We start from the raw sequence: 16,361 nt of genomic DNA on the forward strand, positions 1-16,361 counted from the left end.
TTATTAAAATTAAAAAGTCAAGCCATGTGCTTGACTTTTTTTTTGAGTTGTGATTAAACCTTTTTATCTATACACTAGTCATAGAAGTGTAACAAATAATATAAATAACATGAAAAAGATAATCGTTTTAATTGCCTTAATGGCAATGACAGTTGCTCAAGCACAACAAGGTAGAAAAGGAGATCGAGGAGAAAAAATGAAAGATGTTACTCCTCAAGAAATGGCAACAGTTCAATCTAAAAAATTAACACTAGCATTAGACCTTTCTGATCAACAAGAAAAAGAAGTATTTCAAGTACTTTTTAAACAAGCAGAGAAAAGAGAGGCTAATAAAATTTCACGTGAAGATCGTGAGAAATTATCTGATGATCAGAAGAAAGAAGCTCGATTAAAAATTCTAGATGAAAAAATAGCCGTCAAAAGAAAAATGAAAAAGATTCTTAACAACGACCAGTATGCAGAATGGGAGAAAATGATGCAACAAAGAGCAAAAAAACGCGGTAAAGGCGATAAAAAAAGAAGAAATAGAGATTAGTTTGATTTAGTTTAGTTTGGTTTAAAAGTCCTTATCATGAGAATGTTAAGGGCTTTTATTTTGTTTAACTATTTTATTTCTTATTTTTAAAATCTTGAAAAACAACAATCATGAAAAAATTACTTTTTATTATAGCAGTATCAGTTGCAGGTCTAGGCTATGCACAAACACCTCAAATAACTGACGCTCAATTAGAAAACAGTCGTGTGATCTCAGAGAAGAACGATAAGCTTAATGCAATTGTAGATCAAAAAGTAGATCAAATCATGACATTAGGGAATGTAGATGCTAAAAGAAGAGGTGAATTACTTGAGCTAGTTCACGAAAAAGAGACTCAAACATTAAGTGTTAAAAGAGAGAATCTTTCTGATATCGCAATGCAGTCGAAAATTAATGACATACGTGATTCATTTGAAACAAAATTAAAAGCATTCTTAGGAGAAGAAAAATACGCAATGGTAAAAAATGCGATCAGTCCTAAGTAAAAATTTAATTCATATATATAAAAGCCGTTTCAAATGAAACGGCTTTTATATATATGATTTTTCAAACTACCAATCTGCTACTACTTCTCTAGTCGCTTCAATAGTTTTGTCTATATCCTCATTACTCAAGGCATTGTTTAAGAAATAACTTTCAAATGCACTCGGTGGTAAATAAACACCACGCTTTAAAAGTCCGTGGAAAAATTTCTTAAACCATTCATTATTTCCAGTGGCTGCACTAGCAAAGTCGATTACAGGCTGATCTGTAAAATGCACAGACATCATTGAGCCATATCTATTAATTTGATACGGCATTCCTTTCTCTGTTAAAACAGTATCAATTCCTTTATGAAGTCGTTCTGTTTTTTGGGCTAGACTTGAAAAAATATCTGGGTTGTTATTTAAATGAGATAGCATTGTTATACCAGCACTCATCGCCAGCGGATTTCCACTTAAGGTTCCTGCTTGATATACTGGACCTAGAGGTGCTAGATGATTCATGATTTCTTGTCTCGCAGCAAATGCTCCTACTGGCAATCCACCACCTATCACTTTTCCATAAGTAACAATATCTGCTTTAACGCCAGTTGTTTCTTGCGCGCCACCTGCAGCAAGTCTGAAACCTGTCATTACCTCATCAAAAATGAACAAGGAATCGTTCTCATCACACAAAGACCTTATACCTTCTAGAAAACCTTCTTGCGGTACAATACATCCCATATTACCAGCGATAGGCTCTATGATTACGCAAGCTATTTCCCCTTCATTTTGCTTGAAAATCTCAGCAACTTGTTCGAGATTATTGTACTGTGCTAGCAGAGTATCCTTTGCAGTACCTTGAGTTACACCAGGACTATTAGGACTACCAAAGGTAACCGCACCACTACCTGCTTGAATTAAGAATGAATCACTATGCCCGTGATAACATCCTGCAAATTTGATGATTTTATCTCGCCCTGTAAATCCTCGAGCTAGTCTTACAGCACTCATACAGGCCTCAGTACCAGAATTAACCATACGTATTTGATCCACATTAGGCGCCATAGAAACGGCAAGCTCTGCAATTTTTGTTTCTAATTCTGTAGGCATTCCGTACGAGGTACCTTTATCTGCGGCTGCTTTTACTGCATCTACAACAGGATCAAAGGCATGACCTAAAATCATAGGTCCCCATGAAGCTATATAATCAATAATTTTATTGCCATCGACATCATATAAATATGCGCCTTTAGCATGATCTACAAAAACAGGAGAACCACCTACAGCATTAAATGCACGAACAGGAGAATTGACTCCACCAGGAATTACTTTTTGCGCTTCTTTAAAAAGCGCACTACTACGTTGGTAACTAAATGACATTAAAAATCTTTAGAAATTGGTTTAACAATTAGGACTTGTCCTATACTTAAGGTTGTAGACTTCAAACTATTATAAGTTTTTAATTGTGCTACAGTAATATTATATTTTTTGGCGATACCATAAAGTGTATCTCCAGACTTAACGATATGATTTTCAGCTTTATCTGTTGATGTGGTCGTTTCTGTATAGGTTTTCACAGGATTCCCTAAAACAATGGCATCATATTGATATAACTCATACCTCTCAATAAGGCTTATTAATTTTTGTGGATATTTTTTATCTGTGGCATATCCTGCTTTGCGCAAACCATAGGCCCAACCCTTATAATCATCTTTATCTAGCTTAAATAAGCTTGCGTACCTTTTACGCTGTGTTAAGAATAAGGAATGATCACGGTATGAATAATCTGGCGAAACGTATTTTCTAAAACATTCTTGATCTTCATCATCATCGTGATAGATACGCTCACCTGTCCATGCAGTGTGACACTTAATTCCAAAATGGTTATTTGCCTCTACCGACAATCTGCCAAATCCAGATCCACTTTCTAAAATCCCTTGGGCTAGAGTTATACTTGCTGGAATTTTATAGAGATGCATTTCTTTCATAGCAACACCCTTAAATTCGTTGACATAGTTAGCTACCTTATCACCACTACGTGGCTTAATGGTTTCTGTTACCTTTTCTTCATCTTTTGTAACAACCGTTTTTTGCGGTTCATCAGCTTGGTTGTCATTACGTGTTTTGGATGTTTTGTCACGCTTTTTAGTAGTAACTACCTTTTTATTAGAGCCACAAGAAGCTATAAATAAACTAATAAGTGCGATGTAGAGTATGGACTTAAATTTCATTGATATAATCTAAGGTAATTTTGCCTTTCTTTTCAAGCATGGCGTTGTATCCTGCGACACTTTGTAAACCACCAGTATGAATGGCTAAAATACGAGTTTCTCCAGATATAACGCCAGTCTTAACAAGATGTTCTAATCGATACATCATTTTTCCGGTATAAATAGGTTCAAGTGGTATTCCCTTAGGATTTTGCTCAGTTACGCTTTCGCGAAAGCGTCCATTCATAAACTTAATCAATCTATCACTAGACTTTGCATATCCACCAAATCTATTCTCATCAAAAACCATAAAATTCGCTCTATCTGTATACTGTGCAATTTCATCAAACATAAAATCACCTTTCAATGCAGAAAACACCAACACTTTCTGGTGTGGTGCAGCACTATTTATAATTCCAGCAGCAGTACCGCCAGTTCCTGCGGCAACACATATATAATCATAGTAATCTTTATCTTTAATTGTTAAGATTTCTTCAGTTCCTTTAACTGCAAAATCATTAGTTCCACCTTCAGGAATATTGTAAAATGAATTAAATTCCTTTTTCAAGGCAAATTGAAAAAAATCTTCATACTTATCTCTGTAAGCAGAACGAGAGACAAATTTAAATTGCATGCCTAATGCGTGTGCGGTATTTAAAGTCTTGTTTCCAGCAAGTGTTTTCTCTAGGTCATGTCCCAATTCTTCACCTCTAATAACACCTATCGTCTTAAACCCACAAATATACCCAGCTGCGGCTGTTGCTGCTATATGATTGGAAAAAGCACCACCATATGTGAGTAACGTGTCTAAACCTAGTCGTTGCGCTGCTAGAATATTGTATTTCAATTTGCGCAGTTTATTTCCAGATACTCGAGTATGTAATAAATCTTCGCGTTTTATATCCACTATAATCGCTCCATCATTAAATTCACGATATCGCTGATTCACCGCATTTTTTACATTAAAAAGCTTCATACCCTATATTTTTGAGAGTAAAACTTTATAAAACTCCATGTTTTACGGAATTTTAAGTAATCCAGATCACATTCCATAGCATAAGCTTCTCTTTCAAAAACAATATTGCGATAAGCTCTACCATGACTATACTTTAGTCTTAAGACACAATACTCTATTAAATACCAAATAAAAAAAAGTATTAATATCAACTCTAATTGTTGTCTAGCATGGATGCGCTCATGATTCATAAAAACTGGATCTTTTATGGACTTTTTATCTTGAACTAATAAAAATGGCCATATCACCATTCCATTTACCCATTTAAATAATGTAACGCGTCTTATAAACATGGAACAAAAATACCACTTCTAGGATTCTGCTACTACAATACTTTATAGACCGCCAACAGAATCGTATTTTTATACAATGAAAAAAATCATTCCCGTAGAAGAAGGAGATTACTACCTGACACCTCAAGGTTACAGATGCTTTACTGAGCAGTACCACCTTAAAAGAGGCTATTGTTGTAAAAGTGGTTGTCGCCACTGCCCTTACGGATATGATAAATCATCAGACAGTATTAAAAAAAAACAATAATGCAAACAGCCGTAGATAATTCCTTAGTTCGCTTCCGCGAAAGCATAAAACAAGGAATTCCTGATACATTACCAGCACCTCATGTTTATAACAAAAATGTAAATCACGCACCTAAACGTAAAAAGATTCTTTCTACAGAAGAGGAAGAACTAGCCCTACGTAATGCCTTACGCTATTTTGAACCACATCATCATGCTATTTTACTTCCAGAGTTTAAGAAAGAGCTTGATGATTATGGGCGTATCTATATGTATCGTTTCATGCCAGAGTATGAAATCAAGGCTCGCAATATTGAGGAGTATCCACATCGCTCAAAACAAGCTGCTGCAATAATGTTAATGATTCAAAACAACTTAGATCACGCTGTAGCACAACATCCACATGAGTTGATTACTTATGGTGGTAATGGTGGTGTTTTTTCTAATTGGGCACAGTACCTACTGACCATGAAGTACCTAAGTGAGATGACAGATGAGCAAACACTGGCTATGTACAGTGGTCATCCCATGGGACTGTTCCCTTCTCATAAAGGCGCACCTCGTTGTGTGGTAACTAACGGTATGATGATCCCTAATTACTCGCAACCTGATGACTGGGAAAAATTTAATGCACTAGGTGTTACTCAATATGGACAAATGACCGCTGGATCTTATATGTATATAGGACCACAAGGAATTGTACATGGAACAACTATTACGGTACTCAACGCATTTAGAAAAATCAAACAAAAACCTACTGGTAATATTTTTGTTACCTCAGGTCTTGGTGGTATGAGCGGTGCACAACCTAAAGCCGGTAACATCGCTGGATGTATCACAATTTGTGCAGAGATGAATCCTAAAGCGGTTCACACAAGACATTCACAAGGCTGGGTTGATGTTGTAATTAATAATCCTACAGACTTAATTTCCAGAGTTCAAAAAGCACAAGTAAATCAAGAAACCGTTTCTATTGCATATGAAGGTAATGTAGTACATGTTTGGGAAACTCTTTTTGAAGCAAATATTCATGTCTCGATAGGAAGCGATCAGACTAGTTTACACAATCCGTGGGCAGGTGGCTATTATCCCGTCGACTTATCATTTGAAGAATCTAATGAGATGATGAGTAATCGTCCAGATGAATTTAAAAAAGAAGTACAACGATCTTTGCGCAGGCATGTTAAAGCCATAAATAATCATACTGCAAAAGGCACCTATTTCTTCGACTATGGTAACGCATTTTTACTAGAATCTAGCCGTGCAGATGCTGATATCGCTGGTGAAGACACAGAGTTCAGATATCCATCTTATGTACAAGACATTATGGGACCGATGTGTTTTGATTACGGCTTTGGTCCATTTAGATGGGTTTGCGCATCTAATGATCCAGAAGATCTTAAGAAAACAGATCAAATTGCGACAGATGTATTAGAGCAATTATCACAAGATGCACCTGAACGTATCCAACAGCAAATGCAGGATAATATAAAATGGATAAAAGGCGCTCAAGAGAATAAACTTGTAGTAGGTTCTCAAGCACGCATCCTTTATGCAGATGCGCAAGGACGTATAGAAATAGCAAGAGCATTTAACAAAGCCATTGCCGATGGTTACATAGGGCCAGTTATTCTGGGTCGTGATCATCACGATGTCTCTGGAACAGATTCTCCTTATCGAGAAACCTCTAATATATACGATGGCTCTCGTTTCACAGCAGATATGGCGATACAGAATGTAATAGGAGACAGTTTTAGAGGTGCAACTTGGGTTTCTATACATAATGGCGGTGGCGTTGGCTGGGGCGAAGTCATTAACGGTGGTTTTGGCATGTTTATTGATGGTACTATTGAAGCAGAAGCTAGACTTGAGTCTATGCTTTTTTGGGATGTTAATAATGGTATTGCTAGACGTAACTGGGCTAGAAATGACAATGCTGTTTTTGCTATTAAAAGAGCTATGGAATTGAATCCACAGCTGCAAGTTACCTTACCGCATAGCGTGAGTGATGATTTATTGAATAAAGTTTAATTGCTTTTGAGAAAGTTGATTAGTAATCACGCTTTCGCGAAAGCGCAATCTATAAAGCCATGATAAAAAAAGCTACTTTACTAATCGCAGCAATCGTATTGCTAGTAGGATGTCAAACCGTGAGAGTTTCTCAAGACTATGCAGTAGGAACTGATTTTAATCAATTTAAGACCTATGGTTATTTTAAACAAGGTATCGATGAGGCCGACATTAACGACTTAGATAAAAAACGTATTTTAAAAGCAATTGATGAACAAATGCTAGCGAGCGGCTGGGCAAAATCACAAACTCCAGACGTCATGATTAATATCTTTACTAAAACTCAACAGCGTGTAGATGTGTACAATAATTGGGGCTGGAATGCTGGCTTTGGTTGGGGCTGGGGTGGATTAGGTTGGAATAACGGTTTTGGCGGTAATAATGTTAATACAGTAAACGAAGGTGTATTACATATTGACTTTATAGATGCACAGAAAAAAGAATTGATATGGCAAGGTGTAGGAACTGCACCAATACGTAGTAATGATCCAGTTAAAAAAACAGAACGAATCAATAAGATTGTTCAAGAAATTTTAATGCAATATCCACCGCAGTAAGGTTAATTCTAAAACTAGAAAAGATTTAAATATCTCGTATCATTTTGTTTGAAACGAGATATTTTTTTGCTTTAAAACTTACGAATTACAGTTTAAAAGCACCTTACACCATACGTTTTACCGACGCTAAACGCATTATCATCGATTAAACACACGATTATTAGATTTTCAGAATATCAATGGGTAACAAAACTTAAATTTGAAAACAATAATGTTTATATGAAGTTTTTTACACTCATTCTAGTTTTCTTGACATGCCAAGTGATTTTGGGACAAGTAGGGATCAATACCGCTACACCTGCCGATGGAACTGCATTGGATATTAATGAAAGTGATAAGGGTATATTAATTCCTAAAGTTGCTTTAAGTGCAAGTAACAATCTAACAGGAATTTCGCTTTCTGGTACCACGTTAGAAGAAGGTGTTTTAGTTTACAATACACAAGTTGTTACAGGATCAAATCCTTTAAATAAAGGTTTTTATTATTGGAATGGTACAGATCAATGGATAGCATTAGGGAATGATACTGACTGGTCCTTAAATGGTAATACCATTGATACTACAAACCGATTGGGAAGTAACAATGCATTTCCTCTGATCGTGAAAACCAATAATAACGATAGATTTAGATTTGAAACAAATGGTGCGTTAAGAAGTTTATCTAACGGTACAGAAACCTCACCTAGCTATTCTTTTACAAACTCAACAAATTCTGGAATGTATCTGGCCACTAATAACACAGATTTGACCTTTACTAGTAATGGTGACGTTTTTCTATCACATCGATCTTTTGGTAGTTCAAGTCAGGTTACCTTTAATCCTGATGGTGATCCAGATATGAATCTACAAATACGTGGAGATTCTGGAGTGATACTCAATGCAAATCCAGAGAGAGAAAACATTCAAATAGGAGCAAATAGTAATCCTGATTATGCTTCATTATCTTTAGCTCACAATACCAAAGGTTTTCTACCTAACCGTATTAATATTGCAGATTTATCAACCTTTGCTCCATTAGTAAGTGATCCATTAAATGGACTAATTGCTTATAATTCGAGAACAAGTTCCGGTACTGAAGGCTTATATGTCTGGCAAGAGAGATGGAATAGAATTATAACATCTGCTGACAAGGATTATGACTGGCATGTAGAATCTACTACTAACGCTGCTACTGATATTACTGATAACATTTACACTAATGGTAGTGTAGGAATAGGTACTACTTCTATAGAAGATGCAGCTAGTCTAGAGCTAGGAGCGACAGATAAAGGACTATTAATTAATAGAGTTGCTCTTACTGACGCATCACTAGCAGCACCGGTTACTGGTGTAGTAAAAGGAACGATTGTTTATAATACTAATGAGGATCTAACTCCATCAGGTTATCGCAACGATGTTAGAGAAGGATTATATTCATGGAACGGAAGTAGATGGGTTCCTCAATTTAGAGAAGATCGTTCAGCTCGTTTTGGTAATGCGGCTAGTAGAGGTAAAAATTTAAATAATGGGACTAGTCAAGAACTAGAACTTTTTGCTTTTAATGATTGGAACGATGATAATATGTTATTTTCAACCACAGAAAGTGATAATCAAACTAGACTGACCGTAAATGAAGATGGACGCTATAGAATTGTAGTTGCAATGGCAATTTTTGCTCCTAATACAGCAGGTAGCGCTAATAATTTTAACTTACAATTAGATGCAGAATTGAGGTACTTTAGACCTAGTGATTCAAGTACAGGTTACCCAGCAACACCTACAGCAAATAACATAATCCTTAATAATAATTCTGCAGGTAACTCATCTAGTGTTAACATCACAGAAGTAATTGAATTACAAGCTGGTGATGAAGTATACATTCATACTGAAAGAGCTGGTAATAGTGGTGTTATAAGAATGCGTCCAGACGCTGGTAGCAACTTTTTTACGATTGAGAAAATAAAATAATTTCAATATCATCTTCAAATAAACAAGCCTTCTTAGTTAAGAAGGCTTGTTTATTTGAATACTATATGTGATCTCTACACACTTATCAAAACTCTTTGAAACAGAGCAGTATTTATCAAAACTCAAATCGGCTGCTTTTTGAGCTTTATCTGGATTGATGTCTCCTTCTAATTTCACAAGAACATGCATAGATTTAAATGGCTTAGAATCATCTAACTCATAACGCTCTCCAGTGACCTCAACCTTATAACTAGTAATATTCTGGCGTTGTTTTTTTAAAATCGCGATAATATCTATCGCACTACAAGAGCCTACACCCATAAGAAGTAACTCCATAGGACTTACTCCTTGAACAGTTTCCATACCGCTATGGTCTATCATCACGGTGTTTCCAGAAACACCTTTTGCTTCTAGTAGATATTCTGTATTCTTTCTTTCTAGGGTTATTTTCATGAGATATTATTTAATAGGGTTATAAATAGTACAAATTTTGATAAGTGAGTCCTGCAACTTTAAATGTTCACCTTCATAATGATGAAAACGCTTTAGCTTCCATAATTCAGCTTTAGAAATTTTATTCTTAGGATGTGCTTTTTTGTAATTATCTAATTCTATAGTTAGCCAACCTTGTTGAGTTGACTCAGGAAATCGATTTTGGTAAAATTTATAATATACTCCAAAGGTAAACTCTGCGCCGAAATAAGAATGCGACGGTAATGGATTTATTTCTATCGTATCATCACTTTCACTAATAGTTAATTCGGTCCCAGTTCTTAATTCTATAGCTTTCCCAGACGCATTATAACCGATGAATATAAAATCACCTAAATCATCATATATATTATTAGGGAAAAACTTCCACGATTGGTGCCAAAAGCCACTAAATATTCCCGGATCTGGTAACTGTCTACCTATGGTGTAATGATAGAAAGGAAGTTTTAATAAAGTTGGGCTCAAATAACTATTCTTACTCCAGTGATGTAAATTACCATGTAGTATAAAAGCCATAAATACCAGTATACCAATAGTTTTTAATTGATTTAGCTTCTCCTTTTGAGAAACATCAATCATACCAGTCGGACTGTACAGTCTATTTATTATTCTATGATCCCAGAATCCTGCAGGTAAAAACAAAATAGAAAAAGCAAAACCTATAATAAAAAACGTTCCTACATGAAGATAAAGCGCCATAGTCGCATGTAAGATAAGTATAGAAATAAAGACCCACTTACGTGAATTTTTGAAAAAGAAAGCGCTGAGTATTAATAATGAAATAATCACCTCTAGATAAAAACCACTATAGGTTAAGATTTCTAAAACTTCTGGTTGGTTGCTTATTCCTTGTAATAGAGGTTTAGAATGTATTAAGTCCTTAGATACTATTTCAAGAATCTTTCCTGACTGCCATAGCTCTCCATTTTTAAAAATCCAACTAGAAAAATAGATAAGAAACAATTGAAAATGTAAACCTAGATGTGCAAAATTACCTGAGTTTTGTGTTCTAACATCTGTAATTTTAGTAATGATAAACCTTTTATCTAATGGTAAAAAAATAGCCCAAAACAGCGCTGTTTCCTCTAGATATTCTACACCATGCGCGACATAAGGATTAGTAGTGATCATACTACCGAACAATACAAATAGAGCTGGAATCACCCATTTTAATTGATAACCTACCGTCAATAAAATACTCAACAAAAGCATTATTAGAAATAGAGAATTATACCACAAATCAGAATCTATCCAATTAAATAATTGCAATGGAGTCCCATAATAATTAGCAATAGTAGATGGAGGAATTAAATCAGGAGTATTATAAAACACACCTACAGCAGGAAATCTATAAAAAACAAGATTATAAATTATTGCAAGCCCTAGAATTATCCTAAAAATCCCTAATGACCTTAGGTCAAAAGGGATAATTTTAGAATTTAATCTCGCAATTAATTTAGTTAACATGCAACAATTAATAATTAAGAATTTCCTCAATCTTAGTTTTTACTTTCTCTGTACTAGGAATCATCGTTTCCTCAAGAACAGAATTTAATGGAATCGCTGGCATATTTTCAGATCCTATGACCATTACCGGAGCGTCGATGTATTTGAAACATTCTTCTTGAATGCGTCCTTGTAAAGCACGTGAGAAACTATTCTCACTAGGTTCTTCAGTAACGACTAGGCATTTACCACATTTCTTTACACTCGCAAAAACCGTTTCATAATCTAGTGGATGCAGCGTTCTTAAATCCACAACCTCTACTCTATCTTGCAAACCAAGTTCTTCAGTTGCATTCATTGCCCAATGCACACCCATTCCATAAGTAATAATACTCAAGGTTTCTTCTTCTTCTTTTTTCCAGATTTCTTGTAGTACCCATGCTTTTCCAAACGGCAACACATAGTCCTCACTAGGTTCTATACTTGTAGCGCCTTTAGTTCCTTTTACTTTAGACCAGTACAATCCTTTATGCTCAAAAATCACCACCGGATTAGGATCATAATAAGCAGCTTTCATCAGTCCTTTTAAATCGGCACCATTTGATGGATAGGCAATCTTTAAACCTCTTATATTAGAAACCACGCTTTCCATAGAACTAGAATGGTAAGGACCACCAGAACCGTAAGCTCCTATCGGCACTCTCAAGACCATAGAAACAGGCCATTTTCCATTACTTAAGTAATTAGATCGAGAAACCTCTGTAAACAATTGATTTAGTCCAGGCCAGATATAATCTGCAAATTGCACCTCTACGATAGGTTTCAAACCTGCAGCACTCATTCCTACCGTACTACCTACTATAAATGCTTCTTGAATAGGCGTGTTGAAAACTCTATTATCGCCAAATTTTTGTGCCAGTGTCGCCGCTTCTCTAAAAACACCACCTAATCTACCACCTACATCTTGCCCATACAACAAGCATTCTGGATGTTTTTTCATTAATTCTTCAATGGCAAATAGTGCACAATCTACCATCACGACTTTATCAGCACCTTCTGGAGATCGCTCTCCTTTTTCTTCTGTTATCGGTGTTGGTGCAAAATCGTGTGTGTATAAATCTGATGGCTCAGGATCGGGCATTTTCATTGCTTGCTCTAGAGCTTTTTTAGATTCCGCTTTCGCGAAAGCGTCATAACCATCTACATCTTGCTCACTAAATCCATTATCGAGCAATAACTGTCTCATACGCGGATATGGATCACGGCTTCTCGCCTCTTCCAAATCATCGCGATAAAACTCCATTCTTACACCACTGGTGTGGTGATTTAATAATGGTACTTTAGCGTGAACCAAAAACGGTCTGCGCTCTGTTCTTATTTTTTCAATCACCTCGTTTAAGGTGTTGTAACTTTCTTCAAAATCAGTCCCGTCGATAGAAATAGCTTCTATACCGTGGAATCCTGCAGCATATTCAGCAGCATTTTGTGCACGAGTTTCTGCAGCATTTGCGCTGATATCCCAACCGTTATCTTGCACTAGATATAAAATAGGCAATTGCTTTAAAGCTGCCATTTGAAAAGCTTCAGCAATCTCACCTTCAGTCACAGATGCATCACCTAGAGAACAAACTACAATGGAATCAGAACTTGAACTTGAACTCGAATTTGAATCAATAGCAGCTCTTTGTTCTTCTGTTAAACTCTCGCGATAATGAAATCCTAACGCTACACCAGTAGCAGGAATAGCCTGCATTCCTGTAGCACTAGATTGATGTGGTATTTTAGGCTTATCGATATCTTTCAGAGATGGATGCGAGTAATAGGTACGTCCACCAGAGAAAGGATCATCTTTTTTAGCCAGCAATTGCAACATTAGATCATAAGGTTTCATACCTATAGAAAGTAACATCGCGTCATCACGGTAATATGGAAAAGCATAATCTTGCGGTAACAACTGCATTCCTAGCGCCGTCTGAATCACCTCATGACCACGACTAGTTGCATGCACATACTTAGAAACTGTTTTAAAGTTCTCTTCGTAGAGCTCTGCCATGGCTTTGGCAGTGATTAGGTTTTTATATCCGAATTCTAAAATTTCTTTACTTATTTTCATAATATCTTGAATTTCCGCACTTGATGCGGAATCTGATTATACTTACTCCATACTAATTAATAATTCTCATCATCCCACCAAGCCTCTGCAAGATCTAGCCATTCTGGATTATCCTTTTCAATAAGGTCTATTTTCCATTGCCGTTTCCACTTCTTCAGCTTCTTCTCTCTTGCTTGTGCCTCTTGAACCCATTGAAATTCTTCAAAATAGACCAGTTTTTTAGTCTGGTATCGTTTTGAGAACGCTTTCTTATACCTTTCTTCTTTATGTTGTCCAGTTCTATGCTTCACATCATCTGTCATTCCAAGGTACAAAACACCATCTTTCTTATTAGAAAGTAAATAGACATAATATTTGTGCTCGTAACTGGCCATTAAATAAAACTAGCAGTTTCCGCATCGAGTGCGGAAATTCAATTCTTTTTAATAATCTTTATCAGGCGCTGCCTCAAGATTCAAAGCCACTTGCTTTAAAAAACTACCTCCTAAAAATCCATCTACTACTCTATGGTCAAATGATAATGATAACATCATCATACTACGTATTTCTATAGAATCTACTCCATCGCGTGTCATTACCTCAGCACGTTTTTTTATAATTCCTGTTGCAAGAATTGCTACCTCTGGCTGATTGATAATAGGTGTTCCCATTAATGATCCAAATGTTCCCACATTTGATATCGTAAATGTTCCTCCTTTAATATCGTCGCCACCTAATTTATTTTCACGTGCTAGGTTTGCCATGCGATTCACATCTGCAGCGATTTCTTGTAAAGATTTCTGGTCGGCATTTTTTACCACAGGTACTATTAAATTACCTGATGGTAATGCCGTCGCCATACCTACGTTGATATTTTCTTTAACGATGATATTGGAACCATCTACACTAGCGTTGATATTAGGATATTCCTTAATCGCTCTCGCTACCGCATCTACAAAAAGCGGTGTAAACGTTAATCGCTCACCGTATTTTTCTTGAAAAGGTGCTTTATTTTTATTACGCCAGTTCACTAAATCTGTAAGATCTGCCTCCACATAAGCAGTCACGTGCGGACTGGTATGTTTAGAATACACCATATGATCTGCAATCATAGAGCGCATGCGGTCCATTTTTATAATGGTTCCTGTTCCTTTATCCAGTTTTAATTGTGGTATACGATATGCCGTAGGATCTGGTTCATTATTTACTGCTTGTGCAAATTGAAAAGGCCTACCTTCATTGATATAATTTACCACATCGCTCTTGCGCAATCTACCTTCATGACCAGTTGCTGGTATGCGAGCTAGTTCTTCATAAGATAAATGATGCTTGCGAGCCATACTATCTATGAGTGGACTCACAAAAAGATCTTGATTTACATAAGAATTAGAAACCGCAGTAGCTTTTGAACTTGCTTTTACCATCTTAGGCGGCTTACTCACAGAAGATCCACTCTTAACTACCTTATTAGACTCAGCAGATTTTGGAGCGGCTACCGTCTTTACAGAACCATCTGATTCTTCAAATTGAGCAATCACGCTACCTATTTCTACCACATCACCGTTTGCACATAAATGCTTAAACATAATACCTGCTGCTGGCGCTGGTACTTCATTATCTACTTTATCGGTACCTACTTCAACAAGGATATCACCTTCTTCAAAAGCTTCTCCTTCTTGAACCAGCCAGTTAAGTATTGTTCCTTCTGTTATTGATTCTCCCATTTTTGGGAGCAAAAAATCCATAGTCTTTGCCATGGTATAAAAATACAAAACTAACAGTTGTTAGTTGTAAATTTTATGTTGTAATTCCGCTTTCGCGAAAGCGATAAAAAATCATTTCATTTATGAAATCAACTGAACTGATAACTAGAAGATAAGAGTACAAACCATTTATGACTTATGTTTCTTCTACAACTGAGTGATTCAATTAAAAAAGGCCAGCAAAATTAAACACAAAAAAAAGTGATAATAACGACTGGGCTATTATCACTTTCAAGGCTCGATTTTCATAATTGTATACTTTATAGTTTTTTTATTAATAAAGCATTTTATCTATGAATTGCATAGTTTGCGGAACGTGCTATGTCACTTAATTGAACAAATAATTTTCTTGTTGTTGGGACGAATACTTTCAATAAATTTTTCATAGTACATAGGTTTTAAATGGTTTGTTTTATATACTAATAGGACTTAATCGAAGTAAATAGGTTTAATTAAATACGTGACTTTTTAATACATAGTGTTAAAACCATAAAGGATTAAATCTTTTATATTAAGCTATCATTTAATGATCAGCTCTTTTTGATTTCCTGTAAGGTCTTATAAAAATCTTCTTGAACTGGTCTATTTTCAGGGATTTCACGCAGCGGCTCTACTTCTCTCATAGTTTCATGACAGTCTGCAGGTAATTGTTGGTACAATTTAGTTCCAGCAGTTTTCCAAGCGATCATTTGATCAGAAACCTCTTTGATTTTTTTGGCTGGATTCCCTACAATTAAAGAACGTGGTTCAAAAACAGCTTCAGCTTTTACAAATGTCATCGCTCCTACTATGCATTCGTCTCCTATAGTCGCATCATCCATTATGACACTATTCATACCTATCATGCAGTTGCGACCTAGGTTTGCACCGTGAATAATTGCTCCATGACCTACGTGCGCTCCTTCTTTAAGCGTGATGCTTTTTCCAGGGAACATATGTATGGTACAATTCTCTTGCACATTAACACCATCTTCCAGAATTATCTCGCCCCAATCGCCTCGTATTACAGCCGATGGTCCTATGTAACAATTCTTACCAATAATTACATTACCGATAACGGTCGCCTGTGGATGAACGAAACTGGACTCGTGAATTACTGGAATGTGTGATTTGAAGGAGTAGATCATGTGGTATGTGGTATGTGGTATGTGGTATGTGGTATGTGGTATGTGGTATGTGGTATGTGGTATGTGGTATGTGGTATGTGGTATGTGGTATGTGGTATGTGGTATGTGGTATGTGGTATGTGGTA

General features: G+C 36.1%; 16 protein-coding genes. 6 read left to right on the forward strand and 10 right to left on the reverse strand.

Features of this window, described 5'->3' with window-relative positions:
- Positions 1 to 109 precede the first annotated feature (109 nt).
- Both ACJJVI_RS14285 and ACJJVI_RS14290 read left to right on the forward strand, forming a co-directional pair.
- Positions 110 to 535, forward strand: coding sequence for a hypothetical protein (locus tag ACJJVI_RS14285; protein WP_042246622.1), 426 nt, complete (start codon positions 110 to 112; stop codon positions 533 to 535).
- A gap of 110 nt (positions 536 to 645) precedes the next feature.
- Positions 646 to 1,020: a hypothetical protein gene (locus ACJJVI_RS14290; protein ID WP_036581563.1), complete on the forward strand. Its 375-nt coding sequence runs from the start codon at positions 646 to 648 to the stop codon at positions 1,018 to 1,020.
- 66 nt (positions 1,021 to 1,086) lie between these two features.
- Here the strand turns inward: ACJJVI_RS14290 and hemL are convergent, their stop codons facing one another.
- From hemL to ACJJVI_RS14310, 4 genes are read right to left on the reverse strand one after another with little or no spacing between them, the layout of a single operon-like run.
- Positions 1,087 to 2,379 (reverse strand): glutamate-1-semialdehyde 2,1-aminomutase, encoded by a 1,293-nt coding sequence (gene hemL, locus ACJJVI_RS14295; protein WP_405352573.1) that lies wholly within the window; start codon positions 2,377 to 2,379, stop codon positions 1,087 to 1,089.
- Positions 2,379 to 3,230, reverse strand: a complete 852-nt coding sequence (locus tag ACJJVI_RS14300) for a glucosaminidase domain-containing protein (protein ID WP_405352575.1) — start codon at positions 3,228 to 3,230, stop codon at positions 2,379 to 2,381. Before ACJJVI_RS14300 ends, hemL begins: the two co-directional genes overlap by 1 nt.
- Complete coding sequence (locus tag ACJJVI_RS14305) at positions 3,220 to 4,185, reverse strand: 1-aminocyclopropane-1-carboxylate deaminase/D-cysteine desulfhydrase (RefSeq protein WP_405352577.1); 966 nt, start codon at positions 4,183 to 4,185, stop codon at positions 3,220 to 3,222. Before ACJJVI_RS14305 ends, ACJJVI_RS14300 begins: the two co-directional genes overlap by 11 nt.
- Entirely contained in the window at positions 4,182 to 4,517 is a 336-nt protein-coding gene (locus ACJJVI_RS14310; protein WP_405352579.1) for a hypothetical protein, read from the reverse strand. Before ACJJVI_RS14310 ends, ACJJVI_RS14305 begins: the two co-directional genes overlap by 4 nt.
- A gap of 76 nt (positions 4,518 to 4,593) precedes the next feature.
- Here ACJJVI_RS14310 and ACJJVI_RS14315 point away from each other — a divergent pair, with 76 nt between their 5' ends.
- The 4 genes from ACJJVI_RS14315 (at position 4,594) to ACJJVI_RS14330 (ending at position 9,316) form a co-directional block, all read left to right on the forward strand.
- Positions 4,594 to 4,764, forward strand: a complete 171-nt coding sequence (locus tag ACJJVI_RS14315) for a DUF5522 domain-containing protein (RefSeq protein ID WP_193742921.1) — start codon at positions 4,594 to 4,596, stop codon at positions 4,762 to 4,764.
- A complete protein-coding gene (locus tag ACJJVI_RS14320; protein WP_405352581.1) occupies positions 4,764 to 6,773 on the forward strand; it encodes a urocanate hydratase in 2,010 nt (669 codons plus the stop codon). Before ACJJVI_RS14315 ends, ACJJVI_RS14320 begins: the two co-directional genes overlap by 1 nt.
- A gap of 59 nt (positions 6,774 to 6,832) precedes the next feature.
- Positions 6,833 to 7,369 (forward strand): DUF4136 domain-containing protein, encoded by a 537-nt coding sequence (locus ACJJVI_RS14325; RefSeq protein ID WP_317290953.1) that lies wholly within the window; start codon positions 6,833 to 6,835, stop codon positions 7,367 to 7,369.
- A gap of 219 nt (positions 7,370 to 7,588) precedes the next feature.
- Entirely contained in the window at positions 7,589 to 9,316 is a 1,728-nt protein-coding gene (locus tag ACJJVI_RS14330) for a hypothetical protein (protein ID WP_405352585.1), read from the forward strand.
- Positions 9,317 to 9,352: 36 nt separating this feature from the next.
- On the opposite strand, the gene ACJJVI_RS14335 is transcribed toward ACJJVI_RS14330, so the two are convergent.
- The 6 genes from ACJJVI_RS14335 to ACJJVI_RS14360 form a co-directional block, all read right to left on the reverse strand.
- Positions 9,353 to 9,769 carry an OsmC family protein gene (locus ACJJVI_RS14335; RefSeq protein ID WP_042271814.1) on the reverse strand — a complete coding sequence of 139 codons (417 nt, stop codon included), beginning with the start codon at positions 9,767 to 9,769 and terminating at the stop codon, positions 9,353 to 9,355.
- Positions 9,770 to 9,775: 6 nt separating this feature from the next.
- Entirely contained in the window at positions 9,776 to 11,275 is a 1,500-nt protein-coding gene (locus ACJJVI_RS14340; protein WP_405352589.1) for an HTTM domain-containing protein, read from the reverse strand.
- 7 nt (positions 11,276 to 11,282) lie between these two features.
- Positions 11,283 to 13,367: a thiamine pyrophosphate-dependent enzyme gene (locus ACJJVI_RS14345; protein WP_405352592.1), complete on the reverse strand. Its 2,085-nt coding sequence runs from the start codon at positions 13,365 to 13,367 to the stop codon at positions 11,283 to 11,285.
- 56 nt (positions 13,368 to 13,423) lie between these two features.
- Entirely contained in the window at positions 13,424 to 13,741 is a 318-nt protein-coding gene (locus ACJJVI_RS14350; protein ID WP_104515590.1) for a GIY-YIG nuclease family protein, read from the reverse strand.
- A gap of 48 nt (positions 13,742 to 13,789) precedes the next feature.
- Positions 13,790 to 15,070, reverse strand: coding sequence for a dihydrolipoamide acetyltransferase family protein (locus ACJJVI_RS14355; RefSeq protein WP_405352596.1), 1,281 nt, complete (start codon positions 15,068 to 15,070; stop codon positions 13,790 to 13,792).
- A gap of 569 nt (positions 15,071 to 15,639) precedes the next feature.
- Positions 15,640 to 16,236, reverse strand: a complete 597-nt coding sequence (locus ACJJVI_RS14360) for a transferase hexapeptide repeat family protein (protein WP_042271822.1) — start codon at positions 16,234 to 16,236, stop codon at positions 15,640 to 15,642.
- Between the last annotated feature and the right edge of the window lie 125 nt (positions 16,237 to 16,361).

It is taken from the genome of Nonlabens sp. Asnod3-H03 (assembly GCF_045063665.1).
Taxonomy (GTDB): Bacteria; Bacteroidota; Bacteroidia; order Flavobacteriales; family Flavobacteriaceae; genus Nonlabens; species Nonlabens ulvanivorans.